The sequence below is a fragment of the Gammaproteobacteria bacterium genome, from assembly GCA_016716465.1.
Classification (GTDB): Bacteria; Pseudomonadota; Gammaproteobacteria; order SZUA-140; family SZUA-140; genus JADJWH01.
Genome location: JADJWH010000001.1, coordinates 481,217 through 499,622 on the forward strand (window position 1 = coordinate 481,217; position 18,406 = coordinate 499,622).

The 18,406-nt window shown below is 65.6% G+C and carries 19 protein-coding genes; 16 read left to right on the forward strand and 3 right to left on the reverse strand.

Annotated elements, in window-relative coordinates:
- Positions 1-73 precede the first annotated feature (73 nt).
- The 5 genes from IPM20_02210 (at position 74) to IPM20_02230 (ending at position 6,531) form a co-directional block, all read left to right on the forward strand.
- Complete coding sequence (locus IPM20_02210) at positions 74-277, forward strand: hypothetical protein (protein MBK9130445.1); 204 nt, start codon at positions 74-76, stop codon at positions 275-277.
- A gap of 369 nt (positions 278-646) precedes the next feature.
- Positions 647-2,326, forward strand: coding sequence for an NADH-quinone oxidoreductase subunit L (locus IPM20_02215; protein ID MBK9130446.1), 1,680 nt, complete (start codon positions 647-649; stop codon positions 2,324-2,326).
- A 1-nt stretch (position 2,327) separates the two neighbouring features.
- Positions 2,328-3,089: a hypothetical protein gene (locus IPM20_02220; GenBank protein MBK9130447.1), complete on the forward strand. Its 762-nt coding sequence runs from the start codon at positions 2,328-2,330 to the stop codon at positions 3,087-3,089.
- Positions 3,086-6,208: a DUF2309 domain-containing protein gene (locus IPM20_02225; GenBank protein MBK9130448.1), complete on the forward strand. Its 3,123-nt coding sequence runs from the start codon at positions 3,086-3,088 to the stop codon at positions 6,206-6,208. Before IPM20_02220 ends, IPM20_02225 begins: the two co-directional genes overlap by 4 nt.
- Positions 6,205-6,531, forward strand: coding sequence for a P-II family nitrogen regulator (locus IPM20_02230; protein MBK9130449.1), 327 nt, complete (start codon positions 6,205-6,207; stop codon positions 6,529-6,531). The genes IPM20_02225 and IPM20_02230 overlap by 4 nt, the downstream gene beginning before the upstream one ends.
- Positions 6,532-6,577: 46 nt before the next feature.
- Here IPM20_02230 and IPM20_02235 read toward each other — a convergent pair whose 3' ends face one another.
- The 3 genes from IPM20_02235 to IPM20_02245 are packed head-to-tail and all read right to left on the reverse strand — an operon-like array spanning position 6,578 to position 9,235.
- Positions 6,578-7,648 carry a 5-(carboxyamino)imidazole ribonucleotide synthase gene (locus IPM20_02235; protein MBK9130450.1) on the reverse strand — a complete coding sequence of 357 codons (1,071 nt, stop codon included), beginning with the start codon at positions 7,646-7,648 and terminating at the stop codon, positions 6,578-6,580.
- Positions 7,648-8,142 (reverse strand): 5-(carboxyamino)imidazole ribonucleotide mutase, encoded by a 495-nt coding sequence (purE, locus tag IPM20_02240; GenBank protein MBK9130451.1) that lies wholly within the window; start codon positions 8,140-8,142, stop codon positions 7,648-7,650. Before purE ends, IPM20_02235 begins: the two co-directional genes overlap by 1 nt.
- A 31-nt stretch (positions 8,143-8,173) precedes the next feature.
- The gene (locus IPM20_02245; GenBank protein MBK9130452.1) at positions 8,174-9,235 is read right to left on the reverse strand and encodes a class II fructose-bisphosphate aldolase; all 1,062 of its coding nucleotides are present in this window, start codon (positions 9,233-9,235) and stop codon (positions 8,174-8,176) included.
- A 218-nt stretch (positions 9,236-9,453) separates the two neighbouring features.
- Here IPM20_02245 and IPM20_02250 point away from each other — a divergent pair, with 218 nt between their 5' ends.
- From IPM20_02250 to IPM20_02300, 11 genes are all read left to right on the forward strand, one after another.
- Complete coding sequence (locus IPM20_02250; protein ID MBK9130453.1) at positions 9,454-10,395, forward strand: class II fructose-bisphosphate aldolase; 942 nt, start codon at positions 9,454-9,456, stop codon at positions 10,393-10,395.
- A 288-nt stretch (positions 10,396-10,683) separates the two neighbouring features.
- Positions 10,684-12,099, forward strand: coding sequence for a form I ribulose bisphosphate carboxylase large subunit (locus IPM20_02255; protein ID MBK9130454.1), 1,416 nt, complete (start codon positions 10,684-10,686; stop codon positions 12,097-12,099).
- 45 nt (positions 12,100-12,144) lie between these two features.
- Positions 12,145-12,492, forward strand: coding sequence for a ribulose bisphosphate carboxylase small subunit (locus IPM20_02260; GenBank protein ID MBK9130455.1), 348 nt, complete (start codon positions 12,145-12,147; stop codon positions 12,490-12,492).
- Positions 12,493-12,786: 294 nt separating this feature from the next.
- Positions 12,787-14,838: a carboxysome shell protein gene (locus tag IPM20_02265; protein MBK9130456.1), complete on the forward strand. Its 2,052-nt coding sequence runs from the start codon at positions 12,787-12,789 to the stop codon at positions 14,836-14,838.
- Positions 14,839-14,908: 70 nt separating this feature from the next.
- The gene (locus IPM20_02270) at positions 14,909-16,372 is read left to right on the forward strand and encodes a carboxysome shell carbonic anhydrase (GenBank protein MBK9130457.1); all 1,464 of its coding nucleotides are present in this window, start codon (positions 14,909-14,911) and stop codon (positions 16,370-16,372) included.
- Positions 16,373-16,374: 2 nt separating this feature from the next.
- Positions 16,375-16,635 (forward strand): carboxysome peptide A, encoded by a 261-nt coding sequence (locus IPM20_02275; GenBank protein ID MBK9130458.1) that lies wholly within the window; start codon positions 16,375-16,377, stop codon positions 16,633-16,635.
- 1 nt (position 16,636) lies between these two features.
- The gene (locus IPM20_02280) at positions 16,637-16,933 is read left to right on the forward strand and encodes a carboxysome peptide B (GenBank protein MBK9130459.1); all 297 of its coding nucleotides are present in this window, start codon (positions 16,637-16,639) and stop codon (positions 16,931-16,933) included.
- A gap of 40 nt (positions 16,934-16,973) precedes the next feature.
- On the forward strand, positions 16,974-17,291 hold the full coding sequence (locus IPM20_02285) for a BMC domain-containing protein (GenBank protein ID MBK9130460.1): 318 nt from the start codon (positions 16,974-16,976) through the stop codon (positions 17,289-17,291).
- A gap of 36 nt (positions 17,292-17,327) precedes the next feature.
- Entirely contained in the window at positions 17,328-17,654 is a 327-nt protein-coding gene (locus IPM20_02290) for a BMC domain-containing protein (protein MBK9130461.1), read from the forward strand.
- Positions 17,655-17,778: 124 nt separating this feature from the next.
- Positions 17,779-18,147: a bacterioferritin gene (locus IPM20_02295; protein MBK9130462.1), complete on the forward strand. Its 369-nt coding sequence runs from the start codon at positions 17,779-17,781 to the stop codon at positions 18,145-18,147.
- Positions 18,144-18,398: a 4a-hydroxytetrahydrobiopterin dehydratase gene (locus tag IPM20_02300; protein MBK9130463.1), complete on the forward strand. Its 255-nt coding sequence runs from the start codon at positions 18,144-18,146 to the stop codon at positions 18,396-18,398. Before IPM20_02295 ends, IPM20_02300 begins: the two co-directional genes overlap by 4 nt.
- The last annotated feature ends 8 nt before the right edge of the window (positions 18,399-18,406 follow it).

Below are 18,406 nucleotides of genomic sequence, written 5' to 3' on the forward strand. Positions count from 1 at the left end.
CGACGCGGACGGTTTATTAAAAATGTATTTAGTTTATATAATAGAGGCCTCGTTTGACCATGAGGATGGCAGGATGAACGACGAAATTACCGAGGCCCATAAACCCCAGTTTGCCTCCGCCCCCGGACAGGCGCGCAAGGCCGCAACGGTCGAAGACGCGATCGGCGCGGCCGCCGAGCTGAAATCGTCCGTCGGCGCCGTGCGGCGCGTTGCCCGCGAGCGGCGGGCGGCCCTGGCCGCCAGGGGAAAGATGGCGTTGCCGCCGGACCAGCGCTGAACTCCGGCGCACTTTGCCCGGGCGGCAAGTGGGGTAGTGAAGTCACCCGCCGCCGAATCCTCCTTTGGCACGCCCCGGTGCGCGGACGCGCATCCCCGCGCTTCCGTACCCGTCGCTGACGCGGCGACGGACCGTGCAGTCCCCGTCATCCCGCGGAACCGTTCCGGATTGGCATAGCTAAAATGCAATAGACGCCATTTGGAATATCAATCTTTTCCCCACTGACCTTCCTGTAGACTCCCAATAACTCTATAGCTCAACGATTCCTGCGCCATGCGCGCGGCGGTTGTATCGCGGAGCCCGACGGGAGGACGCTGTGATGGACGCAGCAGCGTCGCGGACGTTTCCTGGTGCGAGGTGATGGGATCCATGAAGCAACTCATCGCATTGGTGCCGGCCTTGCCGGTCATCTCCGCCGTGTTGATCCATCTGCTGGCGCCGACGCTTGGCCGGCGGGTGGCCAGGCTGAGCGTCGGCATGACCGGGATCACCTTCGCCCTCACGGTCATCGTGTTGTACCTGACCGCGACCGGACGCGCCGCCGGGCAGATCTCGGCCGGCGAACAGCTCGGCATTCTGCTGAACGACCCACTCAGCGCGGTAATGAGTGTGCTGATCGCCGGGATCAGCTTCATCGTCCACCTCTATTCCGTGCGGTACATGGCGGAAGAGGCCGGGTATGCGAGGTTTTTCATGCTGCTCGGACTGATGACGGCGGCGCTGCTGATCATGGTCGCGGCGGGCGACCTGGTCACCCTGCTGGTGGCCTGGCATCTGATCGGGGTGTTGCTGTACTTCCTGCTGGGGCAGGACACCCGCAGCCCATCCGCGTATCGCTACGCCTTCTGGACCTTCTTCACCTACCGGGTCGGCGACATGGCGCTGGTCCTCGCCGCGGCGCTGCTCTATTGGGCCTACGGGACCTGGTCCCTGCCCGCCATATTCGATCAGATAGCGTCTGACCCGTTTGCCCGCGACTTCCTCGGCGTGCCGGTGGCGCATGCGGTCGGTACGCTGCTGGCGCTGGCCGCCTTCGCGCGCTCGGCGCAGTTCCTGCTGCACACCTGGCTGCCCTACACCATGGCCGGGCCGACACCGGTATCGGCGCTGATGCATGCGGGTATCGTCAACGCCGGCGGCTTCCTCATCAACCGGTTTTCCCCCATCTTCGTCCACACGGGGGATGTGCTGCACGGGATTTTCATCGTCGGCCTGATCACGGCGGTCATCGGCTCGGTCCTGATGCTGACCCAGAATGACATCAAGAAGTCGCTGGGTTATTCCACGATGGGCCAGATGGGGTTCATGGTGATGGAGTGCGGCGTCGGCGCGTTTTCGCTGGCGATCTACCATTTGATCGCCCATGGCATGTTCAAGGGCACGCTGTTTCTGGGGGCCGGCGGCGTGATCGGCGAGGCGCGCAAGGACGACGGCGTGCCGAAGGATCCCCTCTACACCTTCATGGTGGAGCGGCAGCCGGCGCGCCGGCGCCAGCCCTGGCTGCTGATGGCGGCCATCACGCTGGCGGTGCCGGTCGTGGTCCTGTCGGCCGCGCACTGGATCGTTGCCGATGACTTCTTCCAGAAGCAGGGCGCCATTGTCCTGCTGTTTTTCGGCTGGATGACCGGCGCCCAGCTGATCTTCGCGACCTACCGGATGCGTACCGAGAACATGGCGCGACTGTTCACGCTGATCGTGTCCTCGTTCGCGATCGTGGTCCTGGGCTATGCCGTCATCAGTCATGCCTTCGACCTGTTCCTGTATCCCGATCACGCGTTCCGCGAGCGGATCTATGATGCCGCCGCCGTCGACGTGCTGTGGTTCGACCTGTTGCTGGCGCTGGTGACCGTCGTGGTCGTGCTCGGATGGCTGCTTACGTATTACTCGGAGCGTACCCGCCGGAAGACGAACGACAGGCCGGGGCCTCTCTGGATGAGCTTTTATGCGCTCGTGTCGCGCGAGTTCTATCTTGCGGACGTCTACAGCTGGGTCACGCGCACGCTGCTCGATGTGGCGTCCAGGATCAACGTCTGGTTGAGGTGGGTGTGACATGAGCGCCACGATGACCCTCCTGCTCGCGGCGTGCTTCCTCCCGCTGTTTCCCTTCAGCGTCGTGTTCAACGCGCTGTTCAGGGTCATTCGCCACTCGATGTTGCGGACCGTGATCCTGCTCGCCTGGCCGCAGATCGGCGTGGCCGCGCTGGCGTCCCTGGCGACACCGATACCGCCATGGATCGCATTGCTCGCGCTGGCGACCTCGATCCTGTACGGCTTCCGCGCGCTGGTCCTGCGCGAACTGGGGATGTGGACCAGCTTTCTCGCCACCTCGAGCTGGGCGTTGTTGTGGATCCCCGCCAGCCACGGCGCGGCGACGCCGGCCCTGCAGCTCTACGCCCTGGGCTTCAGCGTGCCGCTCGTGCTGCTGGCGTGGTTGACCGCCGCCCTGGAGCGCCGCTTCGGTGCGGCCTACGCCGGGGTTCATGGCGGACTGGCCCAGGTGGTTCCGCGCCTGTCCGGCGTGCTGGTGATCGTGGTGCTGGCGGTGATCGCGACACCGGTCTTTCCCGCATTCTTCACCATGCTCTCGACGATCGTGATGTCCGTGCCGACGACGCCCGCGGTCGCCGCGGGCGTCGTCGGAAGCTGGTTGATCTGGAGCTGGGCCGGAGCACGCCTGCTGCAGGGGGTGATCGTCGGTCCGGGACGGGAAGGCGAGGTGCGTGATCTGAGTCTCGGCGTGACCTGGATGTATGCCCTGGTGCTGATCGTCCTCGTCGTGGCGGGGCTGGGGTGGATGGAGGGTGTGCGATGAGCCCGCCGCTGGGAAAAAAGCTCGGCATTCGCGCCATGATCTACGTGGCGGGGGAACCGATACCGTTCTTCTGGCCCATGCGTTCATTCATTCATCACAATCCCTTGCACGGCCTGGAGCATCACCCGTTTTACCGGGCGGTCGACTCGGGGCAGAGGCTCTTTCACGGACGGGCCTATCTGCCACGGCATTTGTACCAGCGCTATCTGTCACAGGACAGGATGGACCGGCGCGCGCTGACCGCCGAGGTGGCCGCCTTCGTCGCTGCCCGCGAGCCGGTGCCGGGGCTGGACCTGCGGGGATTGCTGACGACGCTCCTGACGGAGATCAGCGCGCCGGTCTTTCTGCCCGCGACCTTCGCCGGCGTCCATGACGTGGCGACGGTGCTCAATGACCGGCCGCTTGAGCGGACGGAGGATTTCGCCCGCGAAGCGATCGCGGCGCGGCTGACCGCGGATCTGCTCGGCGATCGCCCGGTCTATGAGGCCGTCGACTCCCTGTACGGGACGGAGATCGGCGCCACGCTCGATGAGCTGGTGATCAAGAGTTGCCTCGACTTCTTCGACGAAGGCCAGTCCGCATGGGCGATGCCGCAACGTGAGCGCGGTTTCTTCGCCGCCTGGCGCGAGGTGGCGCAGCACAATGTCCGCCTCTTTCTGCGCGGTCTCCACATCCGCCAGATACTGGGCGCCGACGAAAGCCCTGAAGGCGTCATCGCCTATGTGATGGAGGCGCTGGGGATTCCCCAGGACCGCTGGATCGGCTACTTCACCCGCGAACTCGCCCGCCTGCACGGCTGGACCGGTTTCATCCGCTGGCGCTCCAATACCAAGCGCTACCACTGGGCCCAGCGTTATCCCGCCGACCTGGTCGACTATCTGGCCGTACGCCTGACGCTGGGACTCGCGCTGCTGCGCGAGCGGGGCGAGCATCGCATCGCCTGCAGCACCGCGGCGATCGAGGAGGCCATTCAGGGTCGCCTCGAGGAGACCTACCTGCGTCGTGAGTTTCATGGCGGCGGCGTGCTGCCCGCCCTGGCGCACAAGGTCGAAGCCGCCTTGTCGCGCGGCTCCGGACGGGTGCTGTCGAAGGTCTTTTCCGAATATGCGCGGGAGAAGCGCGCCCGCGAGGCCGGGGAACAGGCGCAGCGTTTGCGGAAACTCGGTGAGAAATCCGGCCAGGCCGATGCCATCGCGCGGCTGTCCGGGAACGATCTCGCAGCCCTGCTCGAACTGTTGCGGGAATTCGAGCAGCGTGAGGGCGCGATGTGGTTGAGGGCTGCCGAGGCGCGGTCCATCGAGCAGTTCCTGGATGGGGCGCACCTGCACTCGCCGTTGCCGCGGCCCAAGCGTCCCTTTGCCCAGGCACTGTTCTGTATCGATACCCGCTCGGAACGCCTGCGGCGCCACCTGGAAGGTGTCGGTGATTATCAGACCTTCGGTATCGCGGGTTTCTTTGGTGTGCCGGTGAGCCTGATGGAACTGGGGAAGGGGAGCGAGACCCATCTGTGCCCGGTGCTGTTGATGCCGAAGAACCTGGTGCTGGAGATGACGCCGGGCGGTCGCCAGGACGAGGCGGCGGTCACCTTCCTGGAAAAGGCCATCCACGATCTGAAGGAATCGGTGCTGACGCCCTTCGTCACGGTGGAGGCGATCGGTCTGTTGTTCGGCTTCGACATGGTGGGCAAGACGGTCGCTCCGGCGAGCTACAATCGCTGGCGCCGCCGCATCCAGGCGCGCAAGCCGATCACCCGGCTGTTGCTGGACAAGCTCACCCGCGAGCAGGCGGACTCGATCGTGCGCGCCGTGCAGCGCGCCGTGATCGTGAAGGCGATCGAGCGGGAGCTCGATCTGCGGCCCGAGCGCATTACCGACGAGCTGGTGCGTGAGCTGCGCGAGGTGGCGCTGGACCACGATGAAGCCTTCCCGAAGCTCCTCGACGCGCTGGGCGGCGACGAGGCGCGGGCGCGCGCCTTTCTCGAGCTCCTGCGCGGACCCTACCGCATCAATCCCTCGTTCGCCGACCTGCAGATGGAGCGACTCGGTCGCATCGGATTCGCGCTCGACGAGCAGGTGCACCTGGTTGCCCAGGCCTTGCGCGCGATCGGCCTGACCGAAGGTTTCTCGCGTTTCGTGCTGCTGGTCGGCCATGGCAGCCGCTCGGAGAACAACCCCTACGAATCGGCGCTGGACTGCGGCGCCTGCGGCGGCAATCACGGTTTGGTCAGCGCGCGGGTGCTGGCGCAGATGGCGAACAAGCCGGAGGTGCGCCAGCGGCTCGGCGAGCTGGGCATCGACGTCGCGCCGGATGTCTGGTTCGTGCCGGCACTGCATAACACCACCTCGGATGAAGTGACGCTGTTCGATCTGGATCTGCTGCCGTCCTCGCATCTGGTGTACCTGGACCGGTTGCGCCGCGGTCTGGCGGCGGCGGCGCGCCGGTGCGCGCAGGAGCGCATGCCGGGGCTGGCGATCGAGGGTGACCGGGTGGCCAATCCCGCCGCCGCGTACCGGGCGGCGCAACGCAATGCCGCGGACTGGTCGCAGGTGCGCCCGGAGTGGGGCCTGTCCGGCAATGCCTATTTCATCATCGGCCGGCGCGACCTGACCCGGGACATGGCGCTCGACGGCCGCGCGTTTCTCCATTCGTACGATTATCGTGTCGATGAACGGCGGCGCTTGCTGGAGACCATCCTGTCCGGGCCGCTGGTCGTCGCGCAGTGGATCAATCTCGAACACTACTTCTCCACGGTCGATAACGAACGCTTCGGCAGCGGCAGCAAGGTCTATCACAACGTGGCCGGCCGCTTCGGCGTCATGACGGGAAACCTCAGTGACCTGCGCACGGGGCTGCCCGCGCAGACCGTGCTGGAAAACGGCTTGCCCTACCATCAGCCGATTCGGCTGATCACGGTGCTGGAAGCCCCGTTCGAGCACGCCCGCGCCGCGATCGAGGCGGTCGCCCCGGTACGGAACCTGGTACGCAACGGCTGGATCCGGATGATGGTGTTCGACCCGGAGGCGGCCGCGGTGTTTGTTTATGAGGAGGGGGACTGGCGCCGTCGTTCCCTCATCGATACGACTGAAACGGCATGTCTGGAGGAGCACGACCACGTATGAAGAACCTCAATTTCAGTCCGCTCAAGAAGCTGGAGATCATCCTGGACGGCGAGCATCAGGCCTTCGTGACCGACATACTCGATCGCGCGGGCGTCAAGGGTTACACCATTATCAACAATCTCTCCGGCAAAGGTCGTCACGGGTTTCATGAAGGACACCTGATGTTCAACGAGGATGACGTGCTGATCATGATCATCGCCGCCGTGCCGGAGCAACTGGTGAAACCGATCCTTGAGGGGCTGGCGCCCTTCTACAACGAACACTCCGGAGTGGTGTTCATTTCCGACATCCAGGTGACGCGTCTGGTGAAATTCGGGGGCTGAGGGTACGGGCTGCCCCGTCATCGATTCGTTCCGGCCGGGCGCGTGCTTATGTCAGATCGCCGAGCCGGCGCAGTGCTGCCGCGACGTCGTCCTCGCTTGCGCCGGTGACCGTGATATGGCCGACCTTGCGGCCCGGCACCGGCGGCTTGCCGTAGTCATGCAGATGGGCGCCCGGGATGCCCAGCACCGCGGCGCGGTCCGGGACGCTCCCCAGGCAGTTCACCATGGCGCAATGACCGCGGGCCGCGGTACTTCCGAGTGGCAATCCCAGTATGGCGCGCAGGTGATTTTCGAACTGGCTGGTGATCGCGCCTTCGATCGTCCAGTGCCCGGTGTTGTGAACTCGCGGCGCCATTTCATTGGCGAGGAGGGCATCTCCGCGCTGGAAGAACTCGATCGCCATGACGCCGACGTAATCGAGTTCGGTCATGATGCGTCGCGCGTGATCCTCGGCCAGCGGCTGGATCGGATCTCCGGAGCGGCAATGTGAGAGCGTGAGCACGCCGTCGCGATGTTCGTTTTCCGCGACCGGATAGCAGGCAAAGCCGTCGTCGCGGCCGCGCACGCCGATGATGGAGATCTCGCGTTCGAATTTCAGCCACGCTTCCGCGATCAGCGGAACCGAGCCGAGTCGCTTCCATGCCGCGTCGATGTCGGCGTGACCGGATATTCGGTATTGGCCCTTGCCATCGTAGCCCAGGCGGCGGGTCTTGACGATGCAGGGGCCGATGGCGGCAAAAGCCTCCAGGTGGTCGCGCGAATCGATCGCGGCATAGGCCGCGGTGGGAATGCCGAGGCGCTGAAAAAAATCCTTCTCCAGCAGGCGGTCCTGCGTCGTGGCGAGGATCTCCGCGGCGGGAAACACCGGCGCATGGCGCGCCGCCAGACGCATGGACCCGGCGGCCACATTCTCGAATTCCGTCGTGACGACGTCCGCCGCCTGCGCAAGGCGTTCGATCGCAAGCGCGTCGTCGTAATCCGCGCGCAGATGTTCCCCCAGCACGGCGGCGCAGGGACGCGCCGCGGGATCGAGGAAGACGAATTCGAGCCCCATCGGAATGCCCGCCAGGGCCAGCATGCGCCCGAGCTGGCCGGCTCCCAGGATACCGACCTTCATTACGGCCCGATCCGCGGGTCCGGATTGTTCAGCACCGTTTCGGTCTGCGCGCGGCGAAAGGCCTCTAGCGCCGTCCGCACGGCCGGATGCTTGTTGCTGACGATGCTGGCCGCAAGGAGGCCGGCGTTGGTGGCGCCGGCGATGCCGATCGCGAGGGTCCCGACCGGAATCCCCGCCGGCATCTGCACGATCGACAGCAGCGAGTCCATGCCGCTGAGCGCCTTGCTCTGTACCGGGACGCCCAGCACCGGCAGCGCGGTCTTGGCCGCCACCATGCCGGGCAGGTGCGCGGCGCCGCCGGCGCCCGCGATGATCACTTCCAGCCCGCGTTCCAGCGCGGACCCGGCATAGCTGAACAATTTGTCGGGGGTGCGATGGGCGGAGACGACCTCCACCTCGTGGGCGACACCAAGCGTATCCAGCACTGCCGCGGCGTGCTGCATCGTTTCCCAGTCGCTGCGCGACCCCATGATGATACCGACCAGTGGCTGCATTCGCTGGCTCCTCTTCTTCAATGTCGTCGTGTCATGCGCCGGTGAGGCGGAAATCGATGGTCAGGCGGTCCTCCGCAATGGGGCGGAACAGACCGTTGGCGAAATCCACGTGGAGAGGGTGGTGGCGGTAGTAGTCGACGATATTCTCGTTGGCGAAGGTGACGATCCAGCAATGGCGATAGCGCGCCGCGTCGGCGATCGCCTCTCCGGTCGCCACCGCCCGAACGCCGGGGATCATGGCCAGGCGCTGGCGTCCCTCCTGAAGAATGCCCGCCAGCTCCGGGAGCGCGCCGGCGGGGACGTTGAACTCGACCACATGAACCACCGGCTGCAGCGGCGGGCATTGCGCCAGCACCTCCGCCGCGCGACCCGCGCTGCCCCAGAGCTTGAAGGCATCGGCCGGGATTTCCGCATCGACGTGGTGTACCAGGGTCAGTCCCGACTCGATCAGCCGGTGTACCTGGTCGGGCAGGACCTCGCCGGAAATGCGGGTCAACAGCGGGACGGGCGCGCCCTCGTGGATGCGGCGCAACCGTGTGTAGTCCAGCTTCGCGCGCCGTTTGCTGGCGGAATCCGTGCCGCCGATGTCCACGCCCAGAAAGTCGAGGGAGGCCCGCTCGGCCAGCGCGATACATTCCGCGACCGCGGGACGGTTGTCCTGTGCGCCATCGCCCTCGGCATGATCCGGCAGCATCGCGCCGATGGCCACGCCGCACGGTTGGGCAATCTCGGTCAGCGACTTGACCTCGGCGACCACATGCGGAAAAACCACGGTCGACGGTGTGACGGAGACGGCGCTGCAGCCGGAATTGATCGCGCTGACGAGGTCTGCCTTGGCGGAGGCATCCAGGCCCATCAGGGCTACCGGAATTCCCGCCTGGGCCCCGGCCGCCTCGCACGCGGCGAACAGCGCCCTGGTCATACCGGGTGTGTCCGATGCGGGGACGGGCGCGAGGACCAGCGGCGCGCGCTGGGCGATGGCGGCGGCGAGCGCCGCGTCGAGCCTGGGCGAGGAGTCGATCGATACGATGCTGAGCGCATAGTGGTGCAGCGCCGCATGCCGGACCAGATTAGTGAAGCTGACGATTGCCAAGACCCGGACCACCCATTGATGGCCGGCGCCCGTGCGGCGCCGGCACACTGTCACACAGAACGCCTACGTTACCAGTAATCGGGCGTATGTGAGCGGGTTTTTTCATTGATCAATGTTAATACATGGTATCGGTATTTCCAATTTCACCTTTTACCCGAGTTTCCGCATCATCCCTCCATCGTGTTCGATAAGCCCCTTGTGGCGCGTGTGGAGGGTGTATGCCGCTGATGAGAGTGCGGGACCTGGTAAGACACGCTTCCCAGCATGGTTATCTGGTGGCGTCCTTCAAGGTACACGGGGCCGAGGAGGCGCAGTCGGTGGTCAATGCCGCGGAAACAGCGCGCGCCCCCGCGATCATCGCCGTGGACGAGCGAAGCCCGGTCTTTCTGCGGCATGAAATCACGCTGGCAATCGCGGAGTCGCTCGCATCCTCGTCCTCCGTTCCGATTGCCGTGGAGATCGTGTCCAGCTCGCAGGTAACCGATCTGATCAATTCACGGACGGACAGCGCCGCGGCCAGCCTATCATCTTCCATGGCGAGCGACTCCCCGTACGCCGTTGCAGCCGACGCAAACACCCTGCCTGAAACGGAAGCCCGGGATCGTGAGATGTGGTTCGCCTCGCCGGCCGCCGCATCGGAGCTGTCCGGGTCCACGCATGCCGGATGCCGGCTCGGTCTCGTCGTCGAGGACCCGAGCGAGTCCGGTCTGCGCCCGGCGGCCCTGCGCAAGCAGCTCCAGAATCTGCAGGCACTCCACCGCTATTCCCTGGTCGTGGACGGCGATCTGCCCTGGCCGAACGCGACGTTCCGCTCGCTGCCAGGTCTCGGAGTCACCAAGGTCAATTTCGACAATCTCCTCGGCGTGTTCATCGCCAAGGCCTATCGGCGCGCGGCCCAGAAGGCCGGTGATCACTATCGCACGGCCATGGAAGAGGCTTTCACTGCGCTGGTGGGGGAGATCGTCGAGCGCCTGCGTCGCGCCGGAGGGAGCGGGCGTGCCGCGGATGTGCTGGCTTGCGTCGCGGACAATGCGCCGGAACCCGTCAGTTCGCCAGCTGCGATGGCCGGGCGCGGAAACCTCCGCGCCGCGGGCGCGACGGCGCCCATGTTTTCGCGGCGTTCGGCGGAGCATGGCGGGCATGTGTCGTTTTTCGACTGAGTGCTGTATCGGACACCCTGTACGGTGACCGCCCTGAGGGAGAGGGATGTTTCATGACGCGGCACGGATGGATGGGTATTTACAAAATGCAATGCGAGAAATTTAAAGTATCAATTGGCGTTAATGGCAACGCCGTGGCATTTTCTGAACCAGCATAGGTATTCACGCGTCGTCGGTGAATCCAGCGCAGGATGACTGCGCCACAACAAAGCAAAGACAGGTTTACGTACGACAATCTTCTGAACTGGCCACCACTAGGAATCGCGAAATCAAGAGAGGAGCAAGCACATGAGCCAAAAGCAATACTCAGCCGGGGTGAAAGAATACCGAGAGACATACTGGACCCCTGACTACGTTCCCCTGGACACCGATCTGCTGGCCTGTTTCAAGGTCACCCCGCAGCCGGGTGTGCCGCGCGAGGAGGTTGCCGCCGCCGTGGCCGCCGAATCGTCCACCGGAACCTGGACCACGGTGTGGACAGACCTGTTGACCGATCTCGACTACTACAAGGGCCGCGCCTACCGCATCGAGCCGGTGCCGGGCGATGCCGAGTCCTTCTACGCCTTTGTCGCCTACCCGATCGACCTCTTCGAGGAAGGCTCTGTCGTCAACGTGCTGACCTCGCTGGTCGGCAACGTGTTCGGTTTCAAGGCGCTCAAGCACCTGCGCCTGGAAGACATCCGTTTCCCCATCGCCTACGTCAAGACCTGTCTCGGCCCGCCCAACGGCATCCAGGTCGAGCGCGACAAGATGAACAAGTACGGCCGTCCGCTGCTGGGCTGCACCATCAAGCCGAAGCTCGGCCTGTCGGCCAAGAACTACGGCCGCGCCGTCTACGAATGTCTGCGTGGCGGTCTGGACTTCACCAAGGACGACGAGAACATCAACTCGCAGCCCTTCATGCGCTGGCAGAACCGCTTCGAATTCGTCGCCGAGGCGATCTACAAGGCGCAACAGGAGACCGGCGAGCGCAAGGGCCACTACCTGAACGTCACCGCGCCGGATCCCGAGGCGATGTACGAGCGCGCCCAGTTCGCCAAGGAGCTCGGCATGCCGATCATCATGCACGACTTCCTGACCGCCGGCTTCACCGCCAACACCGGTCTCGCCAAGTGGTGCCGCAAGAACGGCATGCTGTTGCACATCCACCGCGCCATGCACGCGGTGATCGACCGCCATCCCAAGCACGGCATCCATTTCCGCGTGTTGTCCAAGTGTCTGCGCCTGTCGGGCGGTGACCATATCCATACCGGTACCGTCGTCGGCAAGCTCGAAGGCGATCGCGGTGCGACGCTCGGCTTCGTCGACCTGCTGCGCGAATCCTTCATCCCGGAAGACCGCGCTCGCGGCATCTTCTTCGATCAGGACTGGGGTTCGATGCCCGGCGTCTTCGCCGTGGCCTCGGGCGGTATCCACGTCTGGCACATGCCGGCGCTGGTCACGATCTTCGGCGACGACTCGGTGCTTCAGTTCGGCGGCGGCACCCTGGGCCATCCGTGGGGCAACGCCGCGGGTGCGGCGGCCAACCGCGTCGCGCTCGAGGCCTGCGTGAAGGCGCGTAACCAGGGTCGTGCACTCGAGAAGGAGTCGAACGCGATCCTCACCGAGGCCGCCAAGTCGAGCCCCGAGTTGGCCATCGCGCTCGAGACCTGGAAGGAAATCAAGTTCGAATTCGAGACGGTGGACAAGCTGGACGTGGCCTAAACGGCAGTTTGCACCGGCATCCCAAACTCACTACGCGAGGACATCATGGCAATCAACAATCAGGCACTCAGCGACTACCGTACCAAGGATACGATGGAGACCTTCTCCTTCCTTCCGCCCATGTCCCAGGACGAGATCTACGACCAGATCGGTTACCTCATCGCCAACGGCTGGTCCCCGTCGGTCGAGCACGAGCATCCCTCGAAGTCGACCAACCACTACTGGCAGATGTGGAAGCTGCCCTTCTTCGGCGAGACCGATCTGGGCGCCGTGGTGGCGGAGCTGGAGGCCTGCCATCGCGCCTATCCCGATCATCACGTGCGACTGGTCGGCTACGACAATTACACCCAGTCCCAGGGCGGCGCCTTCGTGGTATACCGCGCGCGCGGCTGACGGCAGGGCGTGAATCGGAACCCTTAACCGAGAGAGAGCTTTTCCATGGCACAAGCGTTGACCGCAAACATGTCTGAGGGCAGGCGTCAGGCCCTGGAACGTCGTCGCGCCCAGACCCAGAAGGGTCGTGCCGGCGCGCCGGCACGACCGGCCGGCGGACGGGAGGCAGCGAGCAACATCGCCGCCGAACCGGGGCAGAATGCCGCGGCGACGGCGCCGCTGCAGGGCCAGCGGTCAGCGGCCTCCGGCGCGTCCTCGACCGGACGCGCGGCGTCGGTGGAACGCCGACGGGCGATGACGTCGCAAGGGAAGCGCGGGATTGCCGCGAGCGCGGCCTCCGGGCGTACCCGCGCGGATGCCGTCGCCGTGCGCACGTCGGACAAGGACTGCGGCTGCGGATGTCGCGAAGAGGAAAAGGCGATTGAAGCGGGGATGACATCAGGCGGCAACGGAGCAGCGTCGAGTATCGTCGCGCGGCCCGCGGTGAAGGTCAAGGCTGCGGCGACCCGCCGCAACATCGGCCAGCCGGAAGGGCGCCAGCTTTCCAAGGCGCGCCGCCGGATGCTGACCGAAAAGGGCCGCACGGCGCTTGTCCAGACGGAGCGGGTACGCTCGCCGGCCGAACGGGCCCGTCATCTCAATCCCGAGTTGAACGGGCGCGAACTCGCCAAAGAACTGCGCAGCGAACGCAGCCGCAGCGGCGGCCGCGGCCAGAAGAATTCGGCCCCCAGCGGCCGGCAGCGGCCGGCGGCGGGCGGCGCCCAGGATGCCCCGTGGAAAGTGGGCAGCAGCGAAACCGCGAAGGGCCAGGCGGTGACCGGCACACAGGTCGGGCGCAGCCGGCGGGTGACCGGCGACGAGCCGAGCACCTGCCGGGAGATCACCGGCACCGAGTATCTGGGCGCCGACATCTTTCGCGAGTTCTGCCAGAGCGACATGATGCCGGGGCCGGGCAAGGTGTCGACAACGAAGACCGCCGCCGGACGCAGCGTGACCGGTACCGAAGTCGGGCGCAGCAACAAGGTCACCGGTAACGAAGCCGGCAATTGCAAACGGGTGACGGGAAACGAATACCTTCCCGCGGGACAGGTCAGTGATTTTTGCGGCGATGCGCCGGCGGCGGTGCCGGCGAAGATCAGCGTGACGCGGACCGGCGGCGGCCGCACCGTCAGCGGCAGCAACGTCGACCGGCCCTCGCGGGTTACCGGCACCGAGGCGGGCGCCGAGCGCGAGACCACCGGCACACCCTATGTCACGGCGGCGCGTTCTTCCGGTGCCGCGGGCTCCATTTTCAAGAAGGTCGGCCTGAGCTCGACGCTGCGCGGTGGCCAGGTGACCGGCACGATGGTCGGCCGCAGTGGGCGGGTGACGGGCGACGAACCGAGCACCTGCCGCCAGATCACGGGTAACGAATACGTCGGCGGCGAGCAGTACGAAGCTTTCTGTCGTGAAACGCCGCGTGCCGAGGCGGCCAGGACCGGTCTGTCGCAGACCCTCAGGGGCAAGCTCGTCACCGGGACCCAGACCGGACGCGCGGCACGCGTGACCGGCGATGAACCCGGCACCTGCAAGGCGGTCACCGGGACGCCTTATGCCGGTGTCGAAACCTATCAGGAATACTGCAGCCCCGAGGACGGACGGACCGCCCGGTCGCGTGGACGTGTCGGACGCGCGACACCCGGCATGGCGCTGACGGGTCTCCAGCCGGGCATCGGCGGCAAGATGACCGGCGACCGTCGCGGCGCCTGCGAACCCATCACCGGTACACCCTACGTGGGGCAGGATCAGTACGGCCAGAGCTGCGGCGGACTCGGCGCGGTGCCGGGTAATCCCGACTTCCCGCAGTCGCTCGGCGGCACGCCCTGGCAGGGGACCTTCAGCGTCAGCACCCCGGCGCGGGAGGCGCAGCGCGCACAGCGGCTTTCCGGTGTCACCGGCACGCGCTACGAGCAGGGCCACATCACCGGGCCGTTCGGCATGGGCGCGGGCAAGATCACCGGCACCGAGGAATTCCGCTTTGGCGGCGGAGAGGGCGCGGCCCCGGCCGCACCGCAGCCGGCACCGGAGGTGCCACGGTCCAACATCACCGGCGAGGGCATGGATACCGGCCTGCGGATCACCGGCGACGACTGGGGTCGCAACGAGCGCGTGACCGGCACCGAAGGCCGTTCCGCCATGCAGCGCAATCCGACCCGACGCGGCGCGAACAGCGGGATGATGGCGATGATGCGCCGTCCGGTGGAGGAAAAAAAGCCGGTGGAGGCGGTGCCGAGCCGCGTGACCGGCAGCAGTGGAAACACCGACAAGGGCGCGCTGATCACGGTCTCCGGCGGCGCCCGTGGCTGAGCAACGATAGCGAGTCAGGAAGGCGATGTACGCGAAGCGCAGATCAAATCGGTCGACATGTTGGACGGGGATGAGCCCGAACAACGGGCCGCGTACTGCCGTCACCGCACCCGCGTACGGTGCGGTCGCCGGCGCGCATCCGCTGACCCGTGAACAGGACAATGCGACGCTCGCGCGCTACGAGGAAGGCGTCAAGGGCGCCTTCGACGGCATCGAGGCCCTGCTGCGGACCGTCGCCGCCATGCAGCACGAGGCAGACTTCGAACAGAAGGCGCAGGCCCGTTGCAGGGAGGCGCTCGGCTACGAACTCCCGGCCGATGTGCTGGCGCGGGCCTGGGTCGATCCGCTGGACATGCGCGCCCTGTACGCCTGGTGCGTGTTCGAGACCTATCGCGCATGGGTGGAGCGCTATTACCGCCAGTCGGCGGGATTCGGCAGCGACGCGCGGGAATTCGCCGCCTTCCTGCAGTCCTGCGGTTACCATTATCTCGACTTCACGCCCTGCGCCGACGGGCGGCTGGCCCACGCGGTGCGCTATGTGCTGCGTCTGCCCGAAGCGATCGTGCGCCGACGGGCGCACGCCGGGGCGATGTTCGACGTCGAAGACAGTCTGGAAAAGTGGATCGAGGTGGAACACAGCCGCTACCGCCAGGGTGAGCCGAACACGTCCGATGCCGGCACACGCTATCTCAAGGTCGTGATGTACCACTACTGCAGCAGCGATCCGCACCAGGGCTGTGCGGCTCACGGCAGCGACGACGCGCGCGCGGCGGACGCGGGACTCGCCCGTCTGATCGAGTTCAAGACGGCCATCGAGACCAGCTTCTGCTGCGGCGCCTCGATCGACCTGCTGCTGATCGGTATCGACACCGATACCGACGCCATCCGGGTCCATGTGCCGGACGGAAACGGCGCCATGGCGCTGGGGCGCTTTGTCGATGTGACCGCGCTCTACGAGGAGACCCGCGCGAGCGGCGCGGACGGGGCCCGGCGCGGCATCCTGGCGAAACTCAGGGGCGCCTGCGCGGACCACGGACTTCCGGAACCCGCTCCGGGCATGCTGCGACTGATGGCGCGGCTGATCGAGAACAACATTTCGCAGATCGATTATGTGCGTCGCTACCACGACGGCGCTTATGCCGACGTGGGCCACGAGGAACGCTTCATCGGCACCGGCGCGGGCTTCGATGAATTGCAGTTGCGCAACCTGACCTATTTCGCCTACCTGAAGACCGTCGAGGAAGGCGCGGATGATCTCGATGTCGGCATCAGGATATTCACCGGCCTCAACATCGCGCGCGGCCTGCCCGTTCCGGTGGTGGTGCGATTCGATTACGCCGGTTCCGTCCCCGGCGCCCGTGATCGCGCCGTGGAGCGCTGCCTGCGGGTGGGCAATGCCCTGCAGTTCCGCTACGCGGACCTGGTGGCGGAAGGGAAGCTCCATGTGCTGATGGTGGTACGCGACAACCAGCGTGACGGTGGCGTCGAAATCGTGAAATCGACGCTGTCGGGCGGATCGACGGAGGTGCATTAGCCATGAAGATCTGCAAGGTTGAGAAACCACTGGTGTCGACCAACCGGATTCCCGGCCTGGAACACAAGCATCTGCTGGTGGTGAGTGACGGCAAGGTGCAGCAGGTCGCGGTGGACTCGGTGGGCTGCGTGCCCGGCGACTGGGTGATCTGCGTCGGCAGCTCCGCGGCGCGCGAAGCCGCCGGAAGCAAGGAATATCCGAGCGATCTCACGATCGTCGGGATCATCGACTACTGGAACGACGGCGTGAGCGGGGGAGGCTGAGATGGACATCCTGCAGGTCGTCCGCCCGCTGGTCTGTACCAGCCGCATTCCCGGCCTGGCGAAGACCTCGCTGCGCGTGCTGCGAGACGCGCTGGGCGGCTATTCGGTCGCCGTGGATCCGGTCGGTGCGCGCGACGGCAACTGGGTCTTCGTGGTCAGCGGGTCGGCGGCGCGTTATGCGGCAGGCGATTTCGGCATCCTGACCGACCTGACCATCGGCGGAATCATCGATCACTGGGAAACGGAGGGACAGTCCTCCGCGAGCGGCGAGGTCTCGATCAAGGCGGCAGCAATCTGACGAGCGTATTTTAATTTGGCATAACCATAGGAGAAGCGACATGGCTGAAGAGTATTACGGCATTGCACTGGGGATGATCGAGACGCGCGGCCTGGTTCCGGCGATCGAGGCGGCGGACGCCATGACCAAGGCGGCCGAAGTGAGGCTGATCGGGCGGGAATTCGTCGGCGGCGGCTACGTGACGGTTCTGGTGCGCGGTGAGACCGGTGCGGTCAACGCCGCGGTCCGCGCCGGCGCCGACGCCTGCGAGCGTGTGGGTGACGGTCTGGTGGCCGCGCACATCATCGCGCGTCCCCACCGTGAGGTGGAACCGGTCCTGCCGACGGGGAGCAACACCAAGCGGCTGAAGTCGGAATAGTCAGCGGCAAACTTATTGACACAGGAGAAACAGAGTATGGCATCTGAAAGCTACGGCATTGCATTGGGAATGATCGAAACACGCGGCCTGGTGCCTGCCATCGAAGCGGCGGACGCTATGACCAAGGCCGCCGAAGTGCGGTTGATCGGTCGTGAGTACGTCGGTGGCGGCTATGTCACGGTGCTCGTGCGCGGTGAGACCGGTGCGGTCAACGCCGCGGTCCGCGCCGGCGCCGATGCCTGCGAGCGCGTGGGTGACGGCCTGGTGGCCGCGCACATCATCGCACGTCCCCACCGCGAGGTGGAGCCGATCCTGGATCGCGGTCCAGGCGCCATCGAGGGCAGCCGCCCGGAACGGAGCTGATTGATCCGCGACAGGTGACGATGGGAGGCGCGTGGTGATCACGGCGAGGCATCAGGCTCATGTCAGGGCGGCCGGCTTTCTCGGGAGGGCTTTGAGCTTCGAACTCAGCGCGGTGCAGCAGTACATGACGCACGCCGCGTTGTGCGAGGCCTGGAATCTGAACGACGAAGGCCGCCATTGGCGCGAGGAGGCCGTGGGCGAAACGAAACATGCGGAGCGCATCATCCAGCATATGCAGAGGCTGGGTGTCGTGCCGGGGGCCTCTCAGCTGCGGGCGGTGAAGGTGGGCGCAAGCCTGAGTGAGTTGATAGCACATAATGTTCGTCTGGAGCAGGACATTGTGTCGCTGTACAGCGATGCGACGGTCAGCTGTCTGCGTGGCGGTGATCACGATAACGCCGGCTTCTTCCAGAAACTCCTCGAAGAGGAGCAGGAGCATGCCCGGGAACTGCAGGCTTGGTACGAATCATCAACCGGTTGGAGTTCGACATGAGCACGACACTGCATCAGCACTGGAAAAGGAAATCCTCTCCGGAGCGGCTTGAGCGTCGCTTTGAGTTCTCCGATTATGAAGAGACGCGCGCATTCCTGGATCAGGCCGCGGCCCTGTCCGAATCGACCGAGGTCTATCCGGACATGGGCTTCGGGCGCACCTACGTGAACATGACACTTTATCTCGATGAGGCGGGTGAGGCGGCAAAGTACGCCCAGGCTCTCGATGGATTTACGGCAGAAGCGGCCTGATCGTCCAG

Excerpts from the sequence above, each read along its gene's own strand:
- IPM20_02250 (MBK9130453.1), top strand. The coding sequence starts at position 9,454 with ATGCCGCTGATGAGAGTGCGGGACCTGGTAAGACACGCTTCCCAGCAT.
- IPM20_02225 (MBK9130448.1), top strand. The coding sequence starts at position 3,086 with ATGAGCCCGCCGCTGGGAAAAAAGCTCGGCATTCGCGCCATGATCTAC.
- IPM20_02300 (MBK9130463.1), top strand. The coding sequence starts at position 18,144 with ATGAGCACGACACTGCATCAGCACTGGAAAAGGAAATCCTCTCCGGAG.
- IPM20_02285 (MBK9130460.1), top strand. The coding sequence starts at position 16,974 with ATGGCTGAAGAGTATTACGGCATTGCACTGGGGATGATCGAGACGCGC.
- IPM20_02220 (MBK9130447.1), top strand. The coding sequence starts at position 2,328 with ATGAGCGCCACGATGACCCTCCTGCTCGCGGCGTGCTTCCTCCCGCTG.
- IPM20_02215 (MBK9130446.1), top strand. The coding sequence starts at position 647 with ATGAAGCAACTCATCGCATTGGTGCCGGCCTTGCCGGTCATCTCCGCC.
- IPM20_02260 (MBK9130455.1), top strand. The coding sequence starts at position 12,145 with ATGGCAATCAACAATCAGGCACTCAGCGACTACCGTACCAAGGATACG.
- IPM20_02255 (MBK9130454.1), top strand. The coding sequence starts at position 10,684 with ATGAGCCAAAAGCAATACTCAGCCGGGGTGAAAGAATACCGAGAGACA.
- purE (MBK9130451.1), bottom strand. The coding sequence starts at position 8,142 with ATGCAGCCACTGGTCGGTATCATCATGGGGTCGCGCAGCGACTGGGAA.
- IPM20_02270 (MBK9130457.1), top strand. The coding sequence starts at position 14,909 with ATGAGCCCGAACAACGGGCCGCGTACTGCCGTCACCGCACCCGCGTAC.
- IPM20_02280 (MBK9130459.1), top strand. The coding sequence starts at position 16,637 with ATGGACATCCTGCAGGTCGTCCGCCCGCTGGTCTGTACCAGCCGCATT.
- IPM20_02210 (MBK9130445.1), top strand. The coding sequence starts at position 74 with ATGAACGACGAAATTACCGAGGCCCATAAACCCCAGTTTGCCTCCGCC.
- IPM20_02235 (MBK9130450.1), bottom strand. The coding sequence starts at position 7,648 with ATGAAGGTCGGTATCCTGGGAGCCGGCCAGCTCGGGCGCATGCTGGCC.
- IPM20_02230 (MBK9130449.1), top strand. The coding sequence starts at position 6,205 with ATGAAGAACCTCAATTTCAGTCCGCTCAAGAAGCTGGAGATCATCCTG.
- IPM20_02290 (MBK9130461.1), top strand. The coding sequence starts at position 17,328 with ATGGCATCTGAAAGCTACGGCATTGCATTGGGAATGATCGAAACACGC.
- IPM20_02275 (MBK9130458.1), top strand. The coding sequence starts at position 16,375 with ATGAAGATCTGCAAGGTTGAGAAACCACTGGTGTCGACCAACCGGATT.
- IPM20_02265 (MBK9130456.1), top strand. The coding sequence starts at position 12,787 with ATGACGTCGCAAGGGAAGCGCGGGATTGCCGCGAGCGCGGCCTCCGGG.
- IPM20_02295 (MBK9130462.1), top strand. The coding sequence starts at position 17,779 with ATGACGCACGCCGCGTTGTGCGAGGCCTGGAATCTGAACGACGAAGGC.